Source organism: Burkholderia sp. APQ4-4ca, assembly GCF_057837105.1.
Window position 1 is genome coordinate 1 of the sequence record NZ_JBYQCG010000112.1, and the last position, 23160, is coordinate 23160.

Annotated in this window: 26 protein-coding genes and 1 pseudogene; 10 read left to right on the forward strand and 17 right to left on the reverse strand. The window is 66.6% G+C overall.

All coding sequences use genetic code 11. From position 1 onward, the window contains the following. The 7 genes and pseudogenes from AC3IFE_RS14220 to AC3IFE_RS14250 form a co-directional block, all read right to left on the reverse strand. Positions 1–397 (reverse strand): annotated as a pseudogene (locus AC3IFE_RS14220) (sensor histidine kinase); the annotation flags it as partial. A gap of 81 nt (positions 398–478) precedes the next feature. Next, complete coding sequence (locus AC3IFE_RS14225; RefSeq protein ID WP_089468959.1) at positions 479–1138, reverse strand: response regulator; 660 nt, start codon at positions 1136–1138, stop codon at positions 479–481. 331 nt (positions 1139–1469) lie between these two features. Then, a complete protein-coding gene (locus AC3IFE_RS14230; RefSeq protein WP_089468958.1) occupies positions 1470–1658 on the reverse strand; it encodes a hypothetical protein in 189 nt (62 codons plus the stop codon). Positions 1659–1779: 121 nt separating this feature from the next. Further along, the gene (locus AC3IFE_RS14235) at positions 1780–4863 is read right to left on the reverse strand and encodes an ATP-binding protein (protein ID WP_489190888.1); all 3084 of its coding nucleotides are present in this window, start codon (positions 4861–4863) and stop codon (positions 1780–1782) included. A gap of 392 nt (positions 4864–5255) precedes the next feature. Continuing rightward, positions 5256–6272, reverse strand: coding sequence for a hypothetical protein (locus AC3IFE_RS14240; protein WP_089469416.1), 1017 nt, complete (start codon positions 6270–6272; stop codon positions 5256–5258). Between the two features lie 121 nt (positions 6273–6393). After that, a complete protein-coding gene (locus AC3IFE_RS14245; RefSeq protein WP_089468956.1) occupies positions 6394–7221 on the reverse strand; it encodes a hypothetical protein in 828 nt (275 codons plus the stop codon). 121 nt (positions 7222–7342) lie between these two features. After that, entirely contained in the window at positions 7343–7930 is a 588-nt protein-coding gene (locus AC3IFE_RS14250) for a tetratricopeptide repeat protein (RefSeq protein ID WP_089468955.1), read from the reverse strand. 354 nt (positions 7931–8284) lie between these two features. Here AC3IFE_RS14250 and AC3IFE_RS14255 point away from each other — a divergent pair, with 354 nt between their 5' ends. The 3 genes from AC3IFE_RS14255 to atsR all read left to right on the forward strand — a co-directional run bounded on the left by AC3IFE_RS14255 (position 8285) and on the right by atsR (position 11545). After that, positions 8285–9151, forward strand: a complete 867-nt coding sequence (locus AC3IFE_RS14255) for a response regulator (RefSeq protein WP_489190889.1) — start codon at positions 8285–8287, stop codon at positions 9149–9151. A gap of 68 nt (positions 9152–9219) precedes the next feature. After that, positions 9220–9723: a putative pterin-binding protein gene (locus tag AC3IFE_RS14260; RefSeq protein WP_089468953.1), complete on the forward strand. Its 504-nt coding sequence runs from the start codon at positions 9220–9222 to the stop codon at positions 9721–9723. 1 nt (position 9724) lies between these two features. Beyond that, entirely contained in the window at positions 9725–11545 is a 1821-nt protein-coding gene (gene atsR / locus AC3IFE_RS14265; RefSeq protein WP_489190890.1) for a hybrid sensor histidine kinase/response regulator AtsR, read from the forward strand. A 58-nt stretch (positions 11546–11603) separates the two neighbouring features. Here atsR and AC3IFE_RS14270 read toward each other — a convergent pair whose 3' ends face one another. Together AC3IFE_RS14270 and AC3IFE_RS14275 are read right to left on the reverse strand one after the other, a co-directional pair. Beyond that, entirely contained in the window at positions 11604–12023 is a 420-nt protein-coding gene (locus tag AC3IFE_RS14270) for a secondary thiamine-phosphate synthase enzyme YjbQ (RefSeq protein ID WP_489190891.1), read from the reverse strand. A 10-nt stretch (positions 12024–12033) separates the two neighbouring features. Continuing rightward, entirely contained in the window at positions 12034–12360 is a 327-nt protein-coding gene (locus AC3IFE_RS14275) for a thioredoxin family protein (protein WP_006485487.1), read from the reverse strand. Between the two features lie 234 nt (positions 12361–12594). On the opposite strand from AC3IFE_RS14275, the gene AC3IFE_RS14280 reads away from it, so the two are divergent. Then, positions 12595–13299, forward strand: a complete 705-nt coding sequence (locus AC3IFE_RS14280) for a flavin reductase family protein (RefSeq protein ID WP_301737534.1) — start codon at positions 12595–12597, stop codon at positions 13297–13299. Here AC3IFE_RS14280 and AC3IFE_RS14285 read toward each other — a convergent pair. Further along, a complete protein-coding gene (locus AC3IFE_RS14285) occupies positions 13294–13446 on the reverse strand; it encodes a hypothetical protein (protein WP_489190892.1) in 153 nt (50 codons plus the stop codon). The two genes, AC3IFE_RS14280 and AC3IFE_RS14285, sit on opposite strands and share 6 nt — an antisense overlap. 137 nt (positions 13447–13583) lie before the next feature. On the opposite strand from AC3IFE_RS14285, the gene AC3IFE_RS14290 reads away from it, so the two are divergent. The 3 genes from AC3IFE_RS14290 (at position 13584) to AC3IFE_RS14300 (ending at position 15665) form a co-directional block, all read left to right on the forward strand. Further along, entirely contained in the window at positions 13584–13916 is a 333-nt protein-coding gene (locus AC3IFE_RS14290; protein ID WP_489190893.1) for a DUF2322 family protein, read from the forward strand. 107 nt (positions 13917–14023) lie between these two features. Next, a complete protein-coding gene (locus AC3IFE_RS14295) occupies positions 14024–14893 on the forward strand; it encodes a PASTA domain-containing protein (protein WP_301737529.1) in 870 nt (289 codons plus the stop codon). Positions 14894–15032: 139 nt separating this feature from the next. Then, positions 15033–15665, forward strand: coding sequence for a LysE family translocator (locus tag AC3IFE_RS14300; RefSeq protein ID WP_301737528.1), 633 nt, complete (start codon positions 15033–15035; stop codon positions 15663–15665). Between the two features lie 58 nt (positions 15666–15723). Here the strand turns inward: AC3IFE_RS14300 and AC3IFE_RS14305 are convergent, their stop codons facing one another. Next, entirely contained in the window at positions 15724–16296 is a 573-nt protein-coding gene (locus tag AC3IFE_RS14305; protein WP_301737526.1) for a hypothetical protein, read from the reverse strand. Positions 16297–16521: 225 nt separating this feature from the next. Then, complete coding sequence (locus AC3IFE_RS14310) at positions 16522–16980, reverse strand: Lrp/AsnC family transcriptional regulator (RefSeq protein WP_006486309.1); 459 nt, start codon at positions 16978–16980, stop codon at positions 16522–16524. Positions 16981–17105: 125 nt separating this feature from the next. On the opposite strand from AC3IFE_RS14310, the gene AC3IFE_RS14315 reads away from it, so the two are divergent. The 3 genes from AC3IFE_RS14315 to surE all read left to right on the forward strand — a co-directional run bounded on the left by AC3IFE_RS14315 (position 17106) and on the right by surE (position 19110). Further along, on the forward strand, positions 17106–17840 hold the full coding sequence (locus tag AC3IFE_RS14315; RefSeq protein ID WP_489190894.1) for an AzlC family ABC transporter permease: 735 nt from the start codon (positions 17106–17108) through the stop codon (positions 17838–17840). Continuing rightward, positions 17833–18141, forward strand: a complete 309-nt coding sequence (locus AC3IFE_RS14320; RefSeq protein ID WP_489190895.1) for an AzlD family protein — start codon at positions 17833–17835, stop codon at positions 18139–18141. Before AC3IFE_RS14315 ends, AC3IFE_RS14320 begins: the two co-directional genes overlap by 8 nt. Before the next feature lie 189 nt (positions 18142–18330). Further along, positions 18331–19110 carry a 5'/3'-nucleotidase SurE gene (gene surE / locus AC3IFE_RS14325; RefSeq protein WP_089468943.1) on the forward strand — a complete coding sequence of 260 codons (780 nt, stop codon included), beginning with the start codon at positions 18331–18333 and terminating at the stop codon, positions 19108–19110. Positions 19111–19187: 77 nt separating this feature from the next. On the opposite strand, the gene AC3IFE_RS14330 is transcribed toward surE, so the two are convergent. The 5 genes from AC3IFE_RS14330 to AC3IFE_RS14350 form a co-directional block, all read right to left on the reverse strand. Then, on the reverse strand, positions 19188–20009 hold the full coding sequence (locus AC3IFE_RS14330; RefSeq protein ID WP_301737524.1) for an SDR family NAD(P)-dependent oxidoreductase: 822 nt from the start codon (positions 20007–20009) through the stop codon (positions 19188–19190). Positions 20010–20073: 64 nt separating this feature from the next. Beyond that, complete coding sequence (locus AC3IFE_RS14335; protein ID WP_301737522.1) at positions 20074–20454, reverse strand: hypothetical protein; 381 nt, start codon at positions 20452–20454, stop codon at positions 20074–20076. Between the two features lie 248 nt (positions 20455–20702). Next, a complete protein-coding gene (locus AC3IFE_RS14340) occupies positions 20703–21170 on the reverse strand; it encodes a cupin domain-containing protein (protein ID WP_089468940.1) in 468 nt (155 codons plus the stop codon). A gap of 183 nt (positions 21171–21353) precedes the next feature. Next, on the reverse strand, positions 21354–22706 hold the full coding sequence (locus AC3IFE_RS14345; protein WP_301737520.1) for a pyridoxal phosphate-dependent decarboxylase family protein: 1353 nt from the start codon (positions 22704–22706) through the stop codon (positions 21354–21356). Positions 22707–22725: 19 nt separating this feature from the next. Further along, a complete protein-coding gene (locus AC3IFE_RS14350) occupies positions 22726–23025 on the reverse strand; it encodes an ArsR/SmtB family transcription factor (protein ID WP_050017894.1) in 300 nt (99 codons plus the stop codon). Positions 23026–23160: the final 135 nt, after the last annotated feature.

Sequence of the window (23160 nt, forward strand, 5' to 3'; positions counted from 1 at the left end):
CGAACGCGGCAAACGCCACACGCCCTGCCTGGCCCACTGCGACCAATCTGCCGCGATCGTCGACGAACCGCCCGAGCGTGTCGGGCGATGCAGTCGGACCTTGCCGCGCGATCAGTTCGAGGTTCTCGACGTAGCGATTCTGGAGCGCCCTGACCACCTCCATCTCCGCCAACAGATCGGCCTTGCGTACCAGGAAGTCCGAGCGGAACTGCACAACCGATTCCTGCAGGTCGAGTCGCGCAACCAGCGCGGTGCAGACCAGTACGAACACCGTGATCACCACGCCGCTTCCGTACAGCAGCCATTGCTGCTGGCGTCGCACGCGCCCTGGCTCGAACGGCTTGCGGCCCGCCGCCGCGGTGGCGTGCGCGATCACCGTTTTCAGTTTGCCGGGCATACGTATCGTCGAAGTTGCGTGGGTGCCGGCACGGCATCACGTGCCGTCCGGGTCGCTCGGTGCTGCCCACCGGTTGCCCGTCTAGGCATCGGTCGCCGGCAATTCGGGCAACTGGCCTTCGCTCGCGTAGCGAATCAGGTCCGCATCACGGACGATGCCGAGCTTCTTCATCGCACTCGATTTTTGCGAACTGATCGTCTGCTTGCTCCGGTGCAGCTGGACCGCGATCTCGCCGACCGTCAGGCCAGCCCCGTACAACCGCACGACTTCGATCTCGCGGGCAGTCAGCGTGCGGATACCTGCGGACGGCTGACACTCCTCCAGCAGCTTCTTGACGAACGGAGACAGATAGTTCGCTCCGACGAACGCCGCATGAACCGCGCCGACCAGGTGCGAAATCGCATCGGACTTGCTCAGGATGCATCCGACGCCCTGCTTCTGGATCGCAAGCAGCACGCTCGGGTTGTCGATCATCGTGATCGTCACGAGGCGCAGCGCGGGATAGCGGCGTTGCAGGAACGACAGTAACGACAGGCCGTCGCCGTACTTGCCGCCGGGCATCACGTAATCGACCACGAGCACGTCGCTCTGCTGTTCGTCGAGCATCGCCACCAGGTCGGTCGAATTGGAGACGGTACCCAGCAGCTTGATCGTGCTGCTGCCCGCGAGCGCCTGCGACATCCCGAGTGCGGACGAAGGATGATCGTCCGCGACCATCACTCGCACAAAAAATTCATCCATCTCTGTTCTTCTCCCGATACACGCGGCCTAACGTGCCATGTTGTGCGACGCGCCATGATTCGAATCCATCCTGCAACACGGTCGCGTTGCAACGTTCGGCGAACCGGGCGGTGCGCAGCGTAATTTTAAGATAATAGCCGGGTTCCGCTTCGCGGCGGTGCGATGCGGCATGGCGGCCTGCGCCCGCACCGATCCGATGCAACGGCGGCCCCGCCGCGCACGGCGTTGTTGCTGCATGAACCTGCATTGATCCGACGCCCGCACGCAACCGATCGGCGGCGCCCCCACGCCGTCGATCCATCGCGTCCCGCAGGGCGGCCCAGGCCGCCGTCTAACGTTTGACCGAGGATGTGTCGGATTCGCCCGATCCGTCATCCGCGGCGTGCTGCCATTCGGTGATGATCCGCCGCTTCTGCGATGGCGACATCATCATGAATTCGTTCAGTTGCGTGAGGAAATCCCGTCTGGATTTCTCCGGCAGCGTCGCAAATCCGAGCAGCAGCCCGAACACCTTTCCCATATAGCGCACGGCCTTACCCTTCCTTCTTCAGTCGAAATCACGCGGCACCGACGCGATGCGGCGTGTCTGCCTTCCCCGTTCCGACGCAGGCGATCTCCACCGCGCCGACGTCGCTTCATTTTTATCGTCCCGGCCAATGCGCGGCGGCGGCGGCCGTGACGCTCGCCCCCGGCCGCTCGTCCGCCGCACCGGCGGGAAACGTGATTCCGCGCCGCCGCGCGATGCGTGCCAGACCGCGGCGCAGGTCGGCCAGCGTCACCGGCTTGGTCAGCACGCATTCGACGTTCGATGCCGCGTAACGCCGGGCGTCGTCGGGCGGGAGATGCGACGCGACGACGATCATCTCGCACGGCAGCGCCCGGGCGTGGACAGCCTCCGCCAGCTCGCGCGCCGGCATGTCGTGCAGGTCGGCACCCAGCAGCAGCACATCCCATGCGCCGCTGGCGAGCGTGTCGAGCGCCGCGCCACCGGACGACACGCACCGGACCGTGCAGCCGAGCACATCGAGTTGCTCTCGGAAAATCGATCCGTTGACCGACGCGTCGTCGGCAATCAGCACGCGTGGCACGCGCGCGCCGGAAGCCGGCAGCGCCGGCTGAACGGCATCGGCCGCGCGGCCCCGCCCGCGCATCAATTCGGTAGTGGCGACGCGGGCTTGCTCGATTGCCGTGCGCAATCCGTTCAGCGAATAGCTCGACACACGGATCGTGCGACCCGCGACGTCGGGCTGCGTCGGGCCGTCCGGCGTGGCGAGTATGACCGGCGCACCGCCGCTGAGGCTGTCGAGCTCCTCGCGCCGCCATTGATCGGAATCGCCGAAGAGCACGATCGCATGAGCGCGCACGAGGCACCCGGCGGCAATCCCGATCGGACTCGGATGCATCGCGACCTCGAAGCCCCATGCACGCAGATGCGGAAACGCGAACGCGCGCCATGCGTCCTCCGGCGACACGACGATCAGCGTCTTGCCGGCACCCGCCCCAGCGCCGGCCGGACATTTCGGTGCAATGCCCATGCGCAACGGCAGGCGAACGGTGAACAGGCTGCCGATGCCGGGCGCGCTATCGACAGCGATCGCCCCGCCCATCGCCGCGACCAGCCGATCGCACAGCGCGAGCCCAAGCCCCGTGCCGCCGTACCGCCGCGTAATCGACGCGTCGACCTGCGAAAACGGCTTGAACAGCCTCGCCCGTTGCGCAGGGTCGATTCCGATGCCCGTATCCTCGATGCCGATCGCGAGCTCGGGCGAACCGTGCGGGCTTCGTCCCACAGCCACGCGTGCGACGATGCGCCCTGCGCTCGTAAACTTGATCGCGTTGCTCAACAGGTTGCCGACCACCTGCGCGAGCCGTGTCGGGTCACCGCGCATGCGCTGCGCACCGCTCGCGTCGATATCGGCGAACAACGGCAACCCTTTCGCCTTCGCGACCGGTGCGAACGCCGCAAGCTCGCGCTCGATCACTGAAATCACGTCGAACTCGATCGACTCGACCGACATCGCGCCGGCTTCGATCTTCGAAAAGTCGAGGATGTCGCTGACGATCGCGAGCAGCCCCTCGGCCGACGCGCGCAGCGTCTGCACGCGGCTCTGCTGTGACGCATCGAGCGCCGTGCGTTCGAGCAGTTCGAGATTGCCGAGAATCACGTTCAGCGGCGTGCGGATCTCGTGGCTCGTCGCGGCAAGGAACGACGACTTGGCCGCATTCGCCGAATCGGCCGCGCGCACCGCTTCCTCGAGCTGGTGCACGAGGCGGCGCTGCGCGCTCGTATCGGCGAACGCGGCGATCAGCACGTCCTCGCCCTCGTAACGCGCGCTGTGCGCGATGACCTCCAGATGCAGCGGCGCATCGCCGTGTGCATCGAGTACGAACTCGGTCGTCATCGTCCGCCCGGCCCCACCCTCCGCGACGAACGAGTCGTACTTCTCGAGCACCTGCGCGGACAGCACGTGATGATCGCCGCCGTGCGGCAGCAACATCTGCGTCAGCGCGTCACTCGCGAGCATCACCCGCCGGTCGGACAGCGACACGAGGCCGATACCGACCGGCGCCATCGCGATCACGCTGCGGCACAGCGCCTCGCTGTCGAACACGCGCGCCGAGCGCGCGTAGACCGGCACGAGCACGCGCCGGTGGAATCGCGCGAGCAGCAGCCACATCACGACGATCGTGACGAGCGTCGCCGCCGCCAGCGCACCGGCCTGCACACCGATACCGGCTGCCACGTCGGCCCAGGAGAGCGCATACGCGATCGTCCAGCCCGTCGCCGCGAGCTTGCTGCGGAAAACGATCGCGCCGTCGCGAAAGAGCGGCTCGCCGGATGCCCGATCGCCGTGTACGACGTCGAGCTTCAACAAGCGCTCGCTCAGCGCGTTAGTACGCTCGACACCGGGATCGATCGCAATGAGCCGGTTGTCCGCGGACGTAATGAAGAACACGCCGGCCTGCGTGCGCTCTGGCAGCCATGACAGCAGATATTCGGGCGCGTATTCGGTGACCAGCACCGCGAACGGCTGGCCGTCGGACCGGGCCTCGGCGGCGAGCCGGATGCGCGCCTGCCCCGTGACCGGATTGAGGTAAGGCGGCAGCCAATGGACATTCGGCCGGCCGTCGTTCGGCGCCGACGGCAGGCCGTCGAAATTCACGTGCAGCGCATCGAACACCTTCGTGCGTGCGTCGGCCGACGCGAGCGCCGGGTTGTCGCGCGACAGGTGGGGCACGAGCCCGAACATCCCGGTTCGCGTGCTGTAGTGATAACCCTCGAGCGTGCGCCCGCGATTGATCGAACTCGCCGCGCAGATGCGCGACAGCAGGAACGACAGGGCCAGGTAACGCGCGACCTCGTCGCGTTGCGCGGTCTGGCCCGGCACGCCGACCACGAGCGACGGGAACGGGGTGATCGCAAGCTGCTGACCGTTATCGAAGAATGCCTTCGTGACGTCCGCCGGCGCCGCATCGAGCTCGCGCCAGATCAGTTGTGTATTCGCGACGCCGTTGCGGAACGACGTCTCGGCCACCTGCACCTGATCGACCGTCTCCTCCACCCCGTTCAGGAAATTGCGCCGCTCGCCGTCCAGATAGCCGTAGACGATCGACGTGATCCCGAGCCCGCAGGCGATCAGGATCAGGACCGTGACGACGATGCCGCCCCCGAACATCGAGATGCTCTGGTAACGGCGAATGGACTGGAGTGTGCTGTATGGCATGGCTCGACGTGACGACGCCCGGAGGGCGGGCCGGCGGCAGAGTCCCTGCCGGGCCGGGCGTCACGGTGGATACATTCGGGATGGCGATGTCCCGATCATGCCAAACGACACTGCGAAAATCAGTTGTGTATTATCTTTTTAGTACACGTCCTATTTGATTCATAGACGATTTTGAACTTGAACGAAAATTCATCGCGCAATCGTGTCATGACGACTGATCCGCTCGCCCAGGTCGCCTCGCCGATTCGCGTGGCGGTCGCGCAAATGAAATACCGCCGGCAAGCCGGCGGCAAAAGACGCATCCACGGTGGACGCAACGCGCCCGAGGCCCGCGATACCGCGCATCCGGCAACGGGGGCATCGTCTCGTGCCCCCGCGCCGGAAACGTCCGCTCAGTTCTGCGTGAGCGGATTCAGCGTCGTGCACAGGAAGCCCGTGCAGTTCTTCGGCGTGAAATAGAACGAAGCCATCACCGGCGACGGGGTGCCGAGCGCGAGGTCGCTCAGATACGCGGCGCCCTGCGCGCCGAACGTGTTCGCCTGCTGCACGAAGTTCGCGCCGGTCGACTGGATCGCGGCCGACTGGTACGTGAAGGTCGGCGACTGCGTCTGGTCCTTCACGTAGATCCACGAGATCGTCGTGCCGAATGCCATCCCGCCCTTCGCGCGATAGCCCTTCGCCCCTTCGCTGTTGGCCTGGGCGATGAAGTCGCTGACCGTCGACGTCGGCGCCAGCGCGTCGTATGTATAGGTCGCGTTCGACGCATTGTTCTTCATGTACACGTTCGCCTGCGCGGTGCCCACCACCATCGGGCCGAGGAACCAGTAGCCCGACTGGCCCTGGCCGTTCGCCTGCGTGAGGAACGCATTCGCGTCGGCCGGCAGGCCCGTCGTCGTGTACGTGTAGGTGGCGGACGAACCGCCGTCCTTGCGATAGAGGTCGCCGTACGTGAGCGGCCCTTCGTAGCGGTAGCCGCTCGCCCCTTGCGCGTTGGCCGCGTTGACGAAGGACGTCATGTCGGCCGGCGCCGTCTGCAGCTGGTACGTGTAGGTCTGCACGGTGCCGTCGTTCACGAAGATCGACTGCGTGCCGCCGTTGCCCGCGTTGTAGAAGTAGTCGCCCAGATAGCGGTAGCCCTTCGCGCCTTCGTTGTTGATCAGCGTCAGGAAGCTCGCCCGATCGGCCGCGGCAGGTTGCGCCTCGTAGCGCCAGGTCAGCGTGGCGCCACCCGAACCGCCCGAGCCGTTACCGCCGGACCCCGTTCCGCCCGAACCGGTACCGCCCGTCCCGCCGCTGCCGCCGTTGTTGCTCGTGCCCGATCCGCCTGACGAAGCGGGCGTGGAATTATCGTCGCCGCCGCAGGCGGTCAGCGCGAGACAGGTCAATGCAATCAGTGCAACGGCTTTCATCGGGATCACCTTCTGAACGAACAGGACGAACGAAGCCGGCACGCGCGGATCACGCCGCACGCACCGATCATCACGAATCAGGAATAACAAGCGGCCGGCGGCCCCCGCCGGCCCGGCAACGTCAGTTCACCTGGAGCTGGCCACCGCGGCCCAGCCCGCCCTTGACGTCCTGCGCCTTGTAGCTGCGCAGCGCGACGACCATCTTGTTGTACGCGTCGATGAACGCGACGACCGTCGCCTTGCCTTCCGGCGTCGACGAGAAACCCGCCAGCGCGCCGCCCACGCCACCGCCGAAGCCGCCCAGCGCCGCGCCGTAGTTGGTCGCCGTCGAACTGCCTTCCGACGCCGCGATCTGCACCGCCGAGCGCACGTCGAACAGCGTCAGCGTCACCACCGACGCCTTCGTCTGCAGATGGCCCGCCACCGCCGCCACCGCGCTGTTGCCGATCAGCCCGCCGATCATGCTGCCGATCCCGCCGATCGGCGAATCGTTGATCACGATCTGCGGTTCCATGTAGTAGTCGGCCGCGACGCGCTGGCCCTTCTGCTGCTTCGAGCCCGCGCGGTATTCGCCCGAGTTGCGCTGCAGTTGCGTGATGCGCGACAGGCGCGCGTCGCTCTTCTGGTTGCCGATCGACGTGATCACGAAGCAGTTCGACTGCTGCACCGCCAGGCGCAGCAGCGGATCGATGCTCGTCACCTTGGTGGCGCTGCCGAACTGGCCCCACCAGTCGGCGTTGCGGCCGTCGTCGACCGCGATCGTGCCCAGCGGCGACGTGCAGCGCTGCAGCCCCGAATCGGCGCCGGCGCTCGTGCCGCCGCCCGCCGCGCCCGTCACGCCGGCGTTCTGCCCGCCGGGCGTCACCATGCCGCCGCACCCCGCGACGGATGCGCCAAGCGCTGCAACCAGCGCGCCTTGAATGAGACGTTGGGAAAGATTGGTCTTCATGTCGTTGTCGATCGATTAGAGTCGTTGTTCGGCTTATGTGTCCGTGCGAACTTCGATAAGCCCCCCGGTGTGGCGCGCGATGGTGGTCTCCCCGCGGCTGCCCCCGTTGCTTCAGTCCCGGTCAGTAGTACCAGTACGTCTGCTGCCAGACGCCGTAGTACGGATAGCCCGAGTACCAGTAGCCGTAGTAAACGTCACGCCATTGCGTGCGCCACTTCCAGTCTTCTTCGTCTTCTTTCTTCGCCTTGCGCGCGAGTTCGAGCAGCTTTTTCGATTCCTTGTCGCCGCGGCCCGCCGCGATCGACAGCCACTTCTCCGCTTCGCGCGCATCCGAGCCCATTTCCTCGAGGCCGAACAGGTAGAAACTGCCGAGCGCCTTTTGCGCGTTCAGGTCGCCACGCTCGGCGGCCTCGCGCATCCACTTGAGGGCCTGGTAGCTGTCCTGGCGCACGCCGTCGCCGCGGAAGTAGCGCAGGCCGAGGTCGTAGGCGGCCTTCGGCTGGGTCTTCGCGGTTTGCTTGAGCGCGGCGATGCGCGGATCGTCCCGCTCTTCCGCATCGTCCCTTTTTTGATAGGAGACCTGATCTTTAGGGCGATCGGAACAACCTGTGTCGTCGCAGATCCGTACCGTCCTGGCGGTAACCGACGGATCCTGCGCGCACGCGGCCAACAGCAACAGCAGCCCCGGTGCGAGTAAACGGCGATACATTGGGTACTTTCCTCAAGTTTTATCTGCGCCGCAATTCTTCGAGCTTTCGTACCCGCGAGCTCGTACCCGGTTGCGTGCGGCGCAGCGGATACAATCCGCCAACGCCGACACGCGCCCAAGGATCTCTCAGGTTCTCTCTTCGAATCGTTCCGTCACTGTTTCATTGCCGCTGCTTTTCGCTGCCGACTGTGCCGGCATCGCGCTCCAAACATGACGCAACAAACAATAGTGACGTGGTGAGCAATAATAATGGAGAAAAATGTCATGTCAAGGTCCTTCGCGTGTTTAAAGTTTGCGTGACGCGTCAGCTTTGATATGCTCTCCCTCGCAAAAACCCTTGGAGACCCCATCGAGATGTCCACCACCGAGCAGGCCAACGTCGATCTCATCACCGCCAACAAGGTGCGCGACCTCCTGAACCGGAACGGCATTCCGCCGCGAAGTCACAACACGACGATCGCGAACGTGCTCGGCCTGAGCTTCTCCGTCGTCACGCGCAAGATGAAGGGCCTGATTCCGTGGAACCTGTCGCAGTTGCAGGACATCGCGACGCACTTCGGGGTGCCGCCCGCGATCCTGCTCGACGACAAGGGCACGCAGCCGCCCGCGGCCGAGATGATCGACGCGACGTTCGTGATCGAATCGAAGCGCTTGCGCTGCCGCGCGGCAATCTCGACGAAGGCCACCAGCCAGATCGAAACCGACTTCGTCGCGTTGCAATGGCAGGGCGAATGGATCGTCACCGAACGCCAGCACGCGCGCGAGGGCCGCACGTATCCGGTCGACGTGATCGAGCTGCGCTCGACGCAGCCGAACGTGTATGCGGCGCGGATCGCCGTGGTCGACGATTCGCACGACGTCGCCGAAACGGTCTGTGAATATTTCATCGAGAAAGGGGTGAACGCGATTCCGTACTTCGACGGTGCGAGCTTCCGCAAGGCGCTGGAAGTCGAGGATTTCGACGGCTACATCCTCGACTGGATGCTCGGCGACCAGACGGCCGCCGAACTCGTGCGCGGCATCCGTTCGAGCGAGAACAGCGGCGCGCCGATCTTCCTGCTGACCGGCAAGATCTCGACCGGCGAAGCGAGCGAGGACGAGATCGCGCACATCGTGTCGCACTACAACGCGCGCTGCGAGGAAAAGCCGGTGCGCCTGCCGATCCTGTTCGCCGAAGTCGCCCGCGAACTGAAGCTCACGCTGCCGGCGGCGACGAACTGAAAACCGGACGCCGGAAACGACGACCGAACGACAACCCGCTACACGAACCACCAGACCGAGGGAAAGACATGCGCGTTTCAACCATCTGGACCAAAAGCCTGCTGACGGCCTGCCTGCTCGGGATGGCCGCCGCGACATGGGCCGCTTCGTCGTTCACGTTCACCGTCGACGGCAAGATCAGCAAGAGCAACCAGCAGGGGAAGATGACCTACGTCTTTTCCGAGCAGGCGCTGATGGCGCTGCCGCAACATACGATCGTCACGTCGACGAGCTGGACGCCGAAGGCCACCTTCACCGGCCCGCGCCTGTCCGACGTGCTGAAGACGGTCGGCGCGCACGGCACGCAGATCGAATTCCGCTGCATCGACGAATACACGTTCACGATTCCCGTGTCCGATGCCGCCAGGTACGGCGTGATCCTCGCGCGCACGATGAACGGCAAGGTGCTCGGCAACGACAACTACGGCCCGCTGTGGATCATGTATCCGCGCGACCAGTATCCCGACGAGCTGAAGACGCCGCTCGGCGAAGCCAAGTTCGCGTGGCAGATCATCGGTCTGACCGTGAAGTGACATGACGCGGCGGCGATGGAAAAATAGAAAAATCATCCTGATCCTCGGCTCGCTGTGGATCATGGGATTCGCCGCGTGGGCGTTCCTGCTGTGGGATCTCCTCGCCACCTCGGTCAACGAGGGCGTGCTCGAGGGGCCGCGCGAAGGCGTGTTCTGGACCGCCGCGCAATACCGCAACGTCTACACGCGCTTCGACCGGCAACTGATTCTCTACGCGACGCGCGAGGACGGCGATTTCGATGACGTGCAGATGCAGCTCGACAGCCTGTCGGTGTCGTTCGGGTTCCTGCAGCGGCCGTCCGAAGTGTCCCAATACTGGCTGCGCATTCCGCGCGCGCGCAACGAGATCGATGCGCTCGGCGAATTCATGACGCGCCTGAAGCGCGAGGTGCCGCTGCTGCGCGACTCGCCGCAGCAGGCGCGGCAGGTGATCGACGAAGTCAATGCGTACTGGCCGAAGGTCAACGGCCTCGCGAACTACTTCCGCGCGATCGAAATGGCGCAGCGCGATTTCACGTTCCATCAATTGAAGGAAAAGCAGCGCGCGATCCTGATCCTCGGCATCGTGCTCGGCGTGATCCTGTGCGCGCTGTTCCTGCTGCTGTTCTATACGATGCGCACGCGCGACGACCTGCTCGAACGGCAGAACGCGGCGCTCGACGCCGAACGCAAGGCGTCCGATCGCGCGTTCGAGATGATCGAGGCGAAGAACGCGTTCCTCGGGATGGTCAGCCACGAACTGCGTACGCCGCTACAGGCGATCTGCGGATCGATCGAGATCCTGCTCGCACGCCCGCAGTCCGACGCGAACCTGAAGACGATCCGGCGGCTGCAGAATTCCGCGCTGTCGCTGGAGGCGCTCGTCAAGGACCTCACCGACTACATCAAGCTGCGCTCGACGAAGCGCGTCGCCGAACTCGATACCGTCCGCATCGCGCCGCTGCTTGCCGAGGCGCTCGAACCGCTGCGCGACAGGATCGCGACGAAACGGATCACGGTCACGCAGCGCGTGGAGCCGCCCGGCCTCGCGATCCGCTCGGACCGCAAGCTGCTGCGGCAGGTGCTGTCGAACCTGATCGAGAACTCGGTCAAGTACACGACCGGCGGCTCGATCACGGTGGCGATCACGCTCGCCGATGCGCCGGCCGGCCAGCAGGTGAAGATCGCCGTGCGCGATACCGGCGCCGGCATCGCGAAGCAGCATCTGTCGAAGATCTTCGAGCCGTTCTATCGCGCGAACGACGCGATCGGGCTGCACGTGGACGGGATCGGCATGGGGCTCGCGGTCGTGCGCGAAATCGTGACGACGCTGCGCGGGCATGTGGACGTGCACAGCGCGGTCGGCGAAGGCAGCGAATTCGTCGTGACGCTGCCGGTCGAAGTGCCCGGCGTCGATACGGCCGGCACCGCGGCCGGCGACGTGCTCGCGCTGCCGCCCGTGCTGCCGCACCGCGACCGGCGCGCGCTGGTGGTCGACGACAACGACAACGCGCGCGAGACGCTCGGCGCGATGCTGTCGGCGCTCGGCATCGAGGCCGATCTGTGCGGCTCCGGGCAGGAAGGGGTCGCACGCTTCAGGACGGGCCACTACGACCTCGTCGTGCTCGATCTCGAATTGCCCGACCTGAGCGGATTCGACGTGGCGCGACGCATTCGTGCGGTGGCGGAGCCCGACGACGACGGCCGGCATCCGGCGGTTCTCGGCGTCAGCGCGTATGAATCGGCTGCGTTGCGCGAGAACCAGCGGGTGTTCGACGCGTTCCTGCCGAAGCCGGTTCACCTGCGCGAACTCGGCGCGCTCGTCGAAAAGCTGCTCGCCTGAGCCGCGCGCCGGTGCGGCGTCGCGCGTTCCCGTCCGCCTGCCTGCGCGCCGGCCTGGCCTACTCGCCGATCAGATGCAGCACGATGTCGCGCCGGTGCGCCGCGCGGCGATGCTCGAACAGATAGATCCCCTGCCACGTGCCGAGCACCATGCGCCCGTGCTCGACCGGAATCGACAGCTGTACCTGCGTAAGCGCCGTGCGCAAATGCGCGGGCATGTCGTCGGCGCCTTCGGTGTCGTGCTCGTAGCGCGTGTCGTCCTCGGGCGCGAGCGTCGCGAAATAGCGTTCGATATCGCGCTGCACCGACGGATCCGCGTTCTCCTGGATCAGCAGCGACGCCGACGTATGGCGGCAGAACACGGTGAGCAGGCCGGTGCGGATCGCCTGCTGGTCGACGAACGCACGCACCTGCTGCGTGACTTCGACGAGGCCGTTACCGCGCGTATCGACGCCGATGTGCGTGATGGCCTGTTGCATCGTCGTGACCTCAGGCCAGCGCGGCGAAACCGTCGGCTTCGATCTGCTTCGCGTCGGCGGGGCGCACGACGCGCGCGACTTCGACCCCATCGCGCAGGAATACCAGCGTCGGCCACAGCTTCACCCCGAACGAGCGACCGAGCGGACGGCCTGGGCCGTCCTCGATCTTCAGGTGCCGCACGGCAGGATGCGCGGAGAACGACGCGGTGATAGCAGGCTGCGCGCCCGCGCAGATCCCGCACCAGTTCGCGCCGAATTCGATGACGGTTGCGCCGCCCAGTGCGTCGACTTCCGCGCGGGTCGGCGCGTTGGCGGTGTAGCGTTGCTCGGTGTCCATCAGGCCCTCGTGTGCATTGGCGGAACGTGACCGCGCTCGCCGGCGTGATGCCGGCGAGCGCGGCCTTCGATTACTTACTGTAGCGGAAAAAACCGCGCATTGCCGGTTCGGTCCGGCGCGACGCCGGCGACGCCTGTGCACGCACGTTTCGGAATGACACGACAAGATTCGGAGCGCCGCGCCGACGAGAGGGGATCAGCATGGGAACCCATTCCGTCAACGAAGAACTCGACCATGAATGCGCCGCATTGCGTCACCGAACCGAACATCCTCTACTTCGGCACGCCCGTCGTGCTGGTCAGCACGCTGAACGAAAACGGCACGGCCAATCTCGCGCCGATCTCATCCGCGTTCTGGCTCGGCTGGCGCGGCGTGATCGGCATCGCCGCCAGCTCGCAGACCACTCGCAACCTGCTGCGCACCGGCGAATGCGTGCTGAACCTGCCGTCGTCGGCGCAGGCAGACGCGGTCAACCGGATCGCGCGCACGACCGGCACGTATCCGGTGCCCGACGGCAAGCGCGCGAAAGGCTACGTGTTCGAACCCGACAAGTTCGGCACGGCCGGGTTCACCGAGGTCGCGTCGCGAACCGTCGCGCCGCCGCGCGCGCTCGAATGTCCTGTGCATATGGAAGCGGTCGTCGCGGCCACTTACGGGATCGGCGAAGACATGCCCGACCTGCGCGGCCGCATTCGCGTGTTCGAGGTGCGCATCCGGCGTGTGCACGCGCACCCCGACCTGCTGATGGATGGCCATCCCGACCGCATCGATCCGGACAAGTGGTCGCCGCTGATCATGAGCTTCCAGAAGTTCTACGGGCTGGCGCCGCGCCAGGTGCATCCGTCGCGGCTTGCCGAGATTCCCGAGCACGCGTATCGCAGCCCCGACATCGAGCGCGCGCGAGAGGCGGGCATGCTGACCGGCACCGGACGGTCATGACGCCGCACGCATCGGCACGGCGGCGGCGCTGATGAACGTGGTGCGGATGGCCGGCGCGGAATTCGGCGTCGCGATGCCGGGCGCGCTGTACGACGCGGGCGGCGACAGTGCGACCGGGATACGGGTCGCGATGCAGACGGACAGCACGTTGCAGCGCGCGGGCGCGGCGCTCGCGTGGGCGCGCGCGCCGACACCGGCACGCGGGCCGGCGTGCCGAAGCCGATCGGATAAGATACGGCCGGCCACCCACCTTGGCCGATGACCGAACCGACGGAGTGTTTTCAGTGATTCAACCGACCCAAGTATTCAAGGACAACCTCGCGCAACTGCCGGCCATCGACGGCATCGCGCGCATCGATCTCGTCGGCGCGAACGGCGACGTGGTCGCGACCATCGAGAACCAGCCGGGCAAGCAGGGCTCGCTCGCGGTGTACCACTATCTGAAGCAGACGTTCGGCACGCTCGACGCGAAGGCGGCCGAACACGGCCTCGCGGTGTTCGCCGAGCATACGGCCGACGCGCGCAATCGTCCGGGCGCGCACCCGAACGTCGATCGTCTGCTGGCGATCGCCGCGGGCGGCGACGCGCTGCGCATCGACGTGGTCGCGAACGGCTGAATCGGCCGCGACACGCGCGCGTGCCGTCGGGCCGAGCGCGCGACCGCGACATCGGGGCGAAAAGGCTCGATGGCCGCGCCCATCCCACTTTCCCAGGAGACAGCTGCGTGTTTCGTTCCGTTGCCTCACCGCTCACCCGCCATCTTGCCTCGATCGTTTCGATCGCGATATTTGCCGGCGCCGCGTTCGGCGGCACGGCATCGGCCGAACCGCTGCGCACGGGCTCCGATATCGCCGGAGCGTCGCTCGTGCCGCTCGATACGCTGCCGCACTCGCCTGAAAACGGTTCGCTCGATCCGTTCTGCACGCGATATCGCGCAAAAACGACCACGGCGGCCGGCCGCGAAGTCGCACAGCGCGACTGGATCGTGACGTCCGAGGCACCGCTCGGGCGCTACACGGTCGTGACCTTCGCGAGCGGATTCAACGCAGGCACGAGCGCGATATGTTTTGCGCGCAACGGCAATATCGGCGTATTCGACGGCACCACACTCGTCGCACTCGGCTATACGGCACGCAAGGCGGGCTGGCAGCTCGGCTCGGCCGATCGGCTGGAGAGCGGCGCGCTGCTGATCTGGGGCGGCGACGGCCCCGCGCCGCCCGTCGGCGAGCTGCACGAACGAAACGGCGAACTGCGGCTGACCGGCGTCGCGGCCGAAAGCACACACTGCAACGGCCGCGCGGTCGTGCCGAACGTATACGGCAAGCCGCTCGACGCGGCACGCAAGATACTGATCGCGCATGGCTGGCAGCCGCTGCGGCCGCGCGAGAAACCGGACGCGATGGACGGCGCGGCGACGCTCGCGAAGCACGGCATCATCGAAGCCGAAGCGTGCTCGGGCACCGGCGTCGGGTATTGCGCGCTGCGTTACCGGAACGCGGCCGGCGTGCTCGGCGTCACGACGGTGGGCGGCGAGCCGGACCGGCCAGCCGCGAATACCGTGATCGACTACCAGGTGGCCTGTCGCAAACAGTGAGGGGGGCGGGCCGCACGTACGCGATGCATGCGTTACGCGATCCGTGCCGTCCGGCCATTGTCCGTTCGCTCGATTGACCGGCCTCGGGCGCCCTCCTAAACTGAGTTCCCTTTACGCCGCACCGGCAAAAGGGACCACCATGATCGACTTCTCCACGCTCGCGCTGTTCTCCGGCGCGTGTCTCGCGCTGACCGTTACGCCCGGCCCCGACATGTTGCTGATCGCGTCCCGCAGCGTGAGCCAGGGGCGGCGCGCCGGCTTCGCGACGCTCGCGGGCATTCAGGCCGGCACCTACTGCCACGCGCTCGCGGCCGCGCTCGGGCTGTCGCAACTCTTCGTCGCGGTGCCGCTCGCGTACGACGCGGTACGTTTCGCAGGCGCCGCGTATCTGCTGTATCTCGCGTGGAAGACGTTTCGTTCGGATGCGACCGCACTATCGCCCGTCGCGTCGCAACGTCGGCGCTCGACCGCGACGATCTTTCGCCAGGGGCTGACGACGAATCTGCTGAATCCGAAGATGGCGTTGTTCGTGCTCGCGCTGTTCCCGCAGTTCGTGCGGCCCGAGCAGGGTTCCATCGCCGTGCAGATTCTCGTGCTCGCGACGGTGCTGAACCTGATCGGGATCGTCGTGAACGGCGCGGTGATTCTCTCCGCGAGCCGGCTAAGCCAGCGGATCGGCGCGCGCCGCCGGCCGTCGAAGATGCCGCAGTATCTGCTCGGGTCGGTATTCCTGGGGCTCGCGGCGCGGCTCGCGGTGGCGGGGCGGAACTGAGGGCAGGCTACCGGGAGTGATGGCGAGGCATGTCAGTCGTTACCGCGCGCCGCAGCCTTCAGCGCGTCGCCCCCAGCGCCACGCGCAGCCGCTCCATCAACCGCGTGTAATGCCGCAGCACGTCGTCCTTCGGCACGACGTTCGCGGTCGCGAAACGCTCGGACCACACCGGCTTCCACGCGTACGAACCGTGCACGCTACGATCGCCGTCGGGCGCCTGGATCAGCGAGCGGATCCGCGCGTCGCGGCCCGGCCCCGTATGCATCTCGAACAGCGCATGGATGAACGTGTGATATGCGTCGTACACGTCGTCGTCGAACAGGTAGCGGTAGATGTGGAACGTGCGGTCGAGGTCGCGCTTCGCGCGGATCACGTCGTCCGGCGAGATGTCCTTCCAGTAGCCGACCCACGTGTAGAAGCACAGCAGCGCATTGAGCTGCGGCGCGACCGTGTCGTACAGCGCGAGCCGCTTTTCGATCAGCCGCTGGTTGGTCCACTGCACGAGTTCGAGGCGCTTCAGCCGGCGCGCGACGAGCCAGCCGAGACAGGCGACCGACAACGGCGTCAGCACGCCGAGCACGAGCTTGACGATTTCCAGCGAATTCCACGGCGTATTGAAGAATGGCTGCATGTAGGGCTCGACAGGAAGAAACGCATTCGCGTCGACGCGCGGCCCGGCGCGCCACGCAGCGCCGCTCGGCCGATCGCGTCGGCATTGACCGTTAGTTGCTTGCACATCGACCAGCATGCGACCGCGCCGGCAATACGTGCGATGCGCGTCACCCCATCAGTTTATCGGGCGATTGTCTCCGCGCCATGACCGTTCGTCGACACGCGCCGCGCGGCTCGCTCTGCGTCAGGTCGGTAGCGCCGACGTGAGCTTGACCTTCTGCATCGGAATGTCGGTCTTCACACTCAGCACGCCGGGAATGCGCGTCAGGTATTCCATCTGGAAGCGCCGGTAATCGTCGATGTCGGCCGCGACGACGCGCAGCAGGAAATCGCAGTCGCCGGCCATCAGGTGGCATTCGACGACTTCCGGCATCTGCTGGACGGCCTCGGCGAAACGGTTCACCGATTCCGCGTCCTGCCCCTTCAGCCACACGCGCGTGAAGATCGTCAGCCCCTTGCCGACCTTCGCCGGGTTCAGCACGGCCACGTATTTCTCGATCACGCCGGCTTCCTCGAGGAGGCGCACGCGCCGCAGACACGGCGACGGCGACAGCCCGACCTCATGCGCGAGTTCCACGTTCTGCATGCGGCCGTCGCGCTGCAGCGCGCTCAGGATCCGGCGGTCGATAGCGTCAAGTTTCATTTGGCATTCGATTCCAAAAAATTTCGATATCCCACGTTCAATGCCAAATTCTGAGAAAAATCTGGCGACAACGCAACCCGATTCGAGTCAAAAAAGCAGACAATCCCTCCCCCGAAGGAGGAGTAATGAGCAGTAGCGTTTCAACGTCGTCCGGGCTTCGCGACAGGCCCGCCTATGTCGCCGAGATGGGCCGCGGTTTGCGCGCGGCGCTGCCCGTCATGCTGGGTTTCGTGCCGTTCGCGCTGGTGCTGGGCGCACAGGCCGCGCAGAAAGGGCTGAGCCTGTTCGAGGTGCCGATGATGACGGGCCTGAACTTCGGCGGCGGCTCCGAATTCGCGGCGATCCATCTGTGGACGTCGCCGCCGCACATCGCGCTGATCGTCGCGATGTCGTTCCTCGTGAACTCGCGCCACATCCTGATGGGCGCCGCGTTCGAGCCGTATATCCGCCGCCTGCCGCGCCGCCGCGCGTTCGTCGCGCTGTTCTTCATGTGCGACGAGAGCTGGGCGATGTCGCTCGCCGACGCGCGCGAGCGCTCGGCCACGCATATCAGCGTGCCCTATTACGCGGGCATCTGTGTGGGGCTCTACCTGACGTGGATCTCGATGACGACGCTCGGCGCGGCGGTCGGGCCGACGATCGGCGACGTCGAACAGTACGGCTTCGACATGGCGTTCACGGCCGTGTTTCTGGTGCTGCTGCGCGGGATGTGGAAAGGGGTGCGTGCGAGCCGCCCGTGGTTCGTGAGCCTCGTCGTCGCGGCGGCCGCCCATCTCGCGCTGCCCGGCGCGTGGTATGTCGCGGCCGGCGCCTGCGCGGGGCTCGTCGCCGCGCTGCTGTGGGAGCCGCGCGATGCCTGAGCTTCCGGATTTCGGCATCGTCGCGACGATCGTGCTGATGGCGTCGACCACCTACCTGTCGCGCATCATCGGCTACGTGCTGCTGCGCAACCGGACGCTGAGCCCGCGGACGGCGTCGGTGATGGAAAACGTGCCCGGTTGCGTGCTGATTTCGGTGATCGCGCCGGCATTCGTGTCGACGCGACCGGCCGACCTGCTCGCGCTTGCGATCACGCTGTTCGCCGCGACGCGCCTGTCGATCCTGCCGACCGTCATCGTCGGCGTCGCGTCGGCCGGCCTGCTGCGCTACCTGCTCGGCTGAGCGGGGCCGGCCTGCCACGCCGGCACGCACATTCCACGACACGATGAACGGGCGCGCGATGCGCCCGTTTTCGCGTCCGCGCCGGCCGGCACCCTGGGCGCAACACGACGATTCTCGCGCCGGAGTGCTAGCCTTGTGGCTTGCGCGATGCCGCACTCCCCTCTCATGCTCTTCACGAGGATCGTCCCGATGCAAGCAACCCGCCCGCTGTTCGACCGCGTCCTGCTCACCAACGACGACGGATTCGACGCGCCCGGTCTCGACATACTCGAACAGGTCGCCACACAACTCGCGCGCGAAGTGTGGATCGTGGCTCCATCCGAGGACCAGAGCGGCACGTCGCATTCGCTGAGCCTGCACGAACCGCTGCGCGTGCATCGCAAGGGCGAGCGCCGCTTCGCGGTGCGCGGCACGCCCGGCGATTGCGTCGCGATCGCGGTCAGCCACCTGATGAAGGGCGCGCGGCCCGACGTCGTGCTGTCCGGTGTGAATCGCGGCGCGAATCTCGGCACCGAAACGGTGTTTTCCGGGACGGTCGGCGCGGCGATGACGAGCATGCTCGTGGGCGTGCCGGCCATCGCGCTGAGCCAGGCCTTCACCGATCGCAACGCGGTGCCGTGGGGCACGGCGCTCGCGCATGCGCCGGACGTGATTCGCCGGCTCGTCGCCGCCGGCTGGGACAGCGACGCGTGCCTCAACGTGAACTTCCCGCCGCGGCCGGCCGACGACGTGCGCGGCCTGAAGGTGACGAACCAGGGCGCCGGCACGCTGCAGGGCGTCGAGATCGTGTCGGGACGCGATCCGCGCGAGATCGACTATCACTGGCTGAAGCTCGCGCGCGCGCCGCGCGACGACGATGCGGATTCGGAAACGGTCGCGCTCGGCGACGGGTATATCTCGGTCACGCCGCTCAAGTTCGAGCGCACGCACGATCAGGCGCTCGCGCGGCTGCGGTCGAACCTCGGCTGATCGCACGACGCTTCTTCGAATGACCCGGCCGTTGCACACGCGATAACCGCGTGCCGCCGCGCCGCCGCCTCAGCGCCTCACGTCAGATTCAACCCGCCGTCGAGCATCACGATCTCGCCCGTCACGTAATCGGACGCGACGAGCATCGCGACCGTCTGCGCGATATCGTCCGGCGTCGCCGCGCGCCGCATCGGCGCACGCTCCCGCCAGAGCTGCTGCGCTTCCGTCCAGTCGGCGGTGAGCGGCGTATCGACGAGCCCCGGCGCGACCGCATTGACGCGAATCGCCGGCGCAAGCGTGCGCGCGAGCAGCCGCGTCGTGTGATTGAGCGCGGCCTTCGCGGCCGCATACGGAATCGACGCGCCCTTCGGCCGCGCGCCCGCATGCGAGCTGACGTTCACAACACACCCGGCCCGCCCGTGCGACGCCGCTTCGCGCAGCGCGGCCTCCGCTTCGGCCACCAGCCGGAACGGCGCGATCACGTTGATTTCATGCATCTCGCGCCACACGTCGGGCGTGGCCGCCGCGAGATCGTCATGTGGAATCACGCGGCTGATGCCCGCATTGTTGACGAGTACGTCGAGCCGGCCGTGCACCGCGAGCGCGTCGCGGATCAGCCGCACGCGTTCGGCATCGTCGGCGAGATCGGCTTGCACATACGCGCCGCCGAGTTCGCGCGCCATCGCGCGTCCGGTGTCGGCCGAGCTGCGGGAATGCAGGATCACCAGGTAGCCGTCGGCCGCGAGACGCCGCGCGACGGCCGCCCCGATCCCCGACGTCGAACCGGTGACGAGCGCGACCGGCTGGTGCACGCGCGACGCGCGCGGCTCGCCGGCGGCTTCGGTTTCAGGAGCGGTTTCGGCAATCGGGGCAGACATCGGCGGGAGCGGCGCGTCCATGGCGTAGGAACCCTGTCAGTGGCGTTCCCCCATCATAAGCGTGACGGGGTCGCGAGAAGCGGATTTACCCTTTGGATCGCTGCCAACGATGCATCAGCCAGAACACCAAGCCCGCCAGTGCCCCCAGGCCCAGGCACGCCAGGAAACCCAGAACGGCCGACAAGCCGCCCTTGAAAACATCGTCATTCCAGATGGACGTGTAAATGAAACAAGTGGCAATCCACGTCAACAACCCCGTGATGCCGCCGCACAGGCACGATGAAATGATGGAAACGCGCCAGTATTTCGTGACCAGCAGATATTGCGGGACCGCGAACGCTGCGGTGCCGAAGTAGGCGATCGGAATGGAATATTTGAGCGAGCCGGGATCGTCGGCCAAATACGACCACACCAGGCCGGGCACAAGGGCCGCGAGTGCAAAGGCAAGAAAAGGGATCTGACGCATCGAGGTAGGCAGCTGCCGGCTGCAGTCGTTCCATTGAAATCGGGCTCGTTCGGCGCACGAATCGCGAATCTGGCGTGGCCGCGCTCGCGCCCCTCACTGCTTCGCGATGCACGCGCCGACGACAGGTGTCGCTCAAGTCGTCCGAAACGGGAAGTCCTCGTGTGGTTGACGTGCACGCACCATCCCGCGGCCGTCCAGCGCGTCCATTGAACGAACGGCCTGCTACGGTGATGACGTACACCCGACCGTCACGGCTGTTTCGGCAGCTCGACATACTCTTCGAGCCCGCCCGCGATATAAAGCCGTTTGCCGACTCGCGGGTATTCGCACACGTCGTGTTCGAGCCGCTGCCCGCCGACGAGCAGCTCCAGCGGCGCTTCGCCGGTGTTCTGCACCGTATGCGCTTCGCCGCCGCGCGGAAAGCCGATGAAATCGCCAGGCCCGATTTCGCTGACGTGCCCGCCGATCGTCACCGCGCCGGTACCGGACAGCACATACACGAATTCCTCTTCGTACAGGTGGCGGTGATATTCGGCCGATTCGTGACCGGGCATCAGCGTGAGCAGGTGAACGCCGAATTGCGTCAGGCCGGTCAGGTCGCTGAGCTGCCGCTTCAGACGCACGGCATTGGGATTGAGCGAATGCACCGCGCGCGTGGGTTCCATCTTCGCGATATCGGCGGCCTTCAGCAGTTCCCGGGGAAAGGAAGTCGACATGGGGATCTCGCAAGCGTGAATGCTTCGGTTGGACGCGGTGCCGGCGCGGCCCGCGCGGAACGGCTATTGTCCGATATTTTCACGCTTGCAGACGTATCGCAGGCTCCGCCGGCTGCGCTGCACTTCATCGAATTCGTGAAAGTTGCATACGCAACCATTTAGGCGGAAAACGAAGCGTGACGCTCAACCCACGTGCGCACCACGCAGCTTCGTCAGCAACGCGACGAGACGATCGATGTGCGCATCCTCGGTGCGCCACGACGACACGCTGATCCGGAACGCCGGCCGCCCCTGCCATACGGTCGCGCCGAACCATACGTCGCCCGATGCCTGCGCGGCTTCGAGGATCGCCGCCGTTTCCTCGTCGGTGCCGGCGCGCACGAGCACCTGGTTCAGCACGACGCGGTTCAGCACGTCGTAGCCGGCCGCACGCAGGCCGTCCGCGACCCGCGCCGCCTGCGCGCAATGCCGCTCGATCATCGTCGCGACGCCGGCGCGGCCGAGCGAGCGTAGCGCGGCCCACACGGGAATGCCGCGCGCGCGCCGCGAGAATTCGAGGTTCAGGTTCTTCTGCGCATCCTGCGCGCCGCTCAGGTACACGGCGTCGCTGTTCATCGCGGTGGCGAGCGCGGCCGCGTCGCGGCAGATCACCATCGCGCCGTCGTACGGCGTGTTGAGCCATTTGTGACCGTCGGTCGTCCAGCTGTCCGCGCCGTCGATGCCGTCCGTCAGCGCGCGCTTCGACGACGCCCGCGCCCACAGGCCGAACGCGCCGTCCACGTGCACCCACGCGCCGGCCGCCTTCGCAGGCGGAATCAATGCCGCGAACGGATCGAATTCGCCGGTGTTCACTTCGCCCGCCTGCACGCAGAAGATCGTCACGTCGTCGAGCGGCGGCAACTGCGCCGGGTCGATCCGGCCGTGCGCGTCGACCGGCGCGACGACGATGCGCTTCATCCCGAAGCCGAGCACGCGCAGCGCCTTCTTCACCGTGATGTGCGCGAGCGCGGAAATCACGACTTTCACCTCGGGCGCGCCGATCAGGCCGTCCTCGTCGATATCCCAGCCCTTGCGCGCGAGCAGCGCGCGCCGCGCGGTCACCAGCGCGACGAGCGTGCAGGCCGTCGCGCTGGTGCCGAAGCCGACCGCGCTGCCTTCGGGCAGCCCGAGCGCCTCGACGACCCAGCGCGCGGCCTGGCGCTCGAGCGTCGCGGCCACCGGCGAATTCGCGTACGACGACGCGCACTGGTCCCACGCGAGCATCAGCCGCTCGGCCGCCGCCGCGGCCGGCAGCGTCGCGCCGATCACGAAGCCGAAGTAGTTCGGCCCGTTCGATGCGACCGTCGCGGGCGTGCCGTGCTCGTCGAGCAGGCGCAGCACCTCGTCGGCCGGGCGGCCCGCATCGGGCAGCGCTTCGTCGAACGCGGCGAGGCCGGCCAGTGCGGCCGCATCGGGAAACGCGCGCCGGTCGCTCGTTGCAGCCAGATACGCGTGCGCGCGCCGGTCGGCGTCGGCCAGCAGGGCGAGTTCGTCCATGTCGGTTGCCTCGGTCAGGTCAGAGTTGGGAGAGATCGCGGCCGAGCTGCTGCAGCGCACCGTCGATCCGTTTGTAGTACGTAAACTTGCCGACGCGAGTGGCCTGCACGAGGCCGGCATCGGCGAGGATGCGCATGTGGCGCGTGGTCGTGGCCGGCGCGATGCCGAGCTTCTCGGTGATGTACGTGCAGCACACGCCGAGTTCGTCGAAGTCGCCGTGCGGCTGTGGCGGGAAATGCTTGCGCGGCTGCTTGAGCCAGCGCAGCACGGCGAGACGGCTTTCGTTGGCCAAGGCGCTGATGCGGATGACGTCGTCCATGGGGTTCGGCTTCGTTTGACGTTTTGAATATTAGCTAAATGACGAAATGTGGGCAATGGGTTTGAGCAGCGGTTTCAGCCTGCGATGTCGCGCGCCGGCGCGCATTCGATGCGATCGCGGCGAGATCGCCGTCGC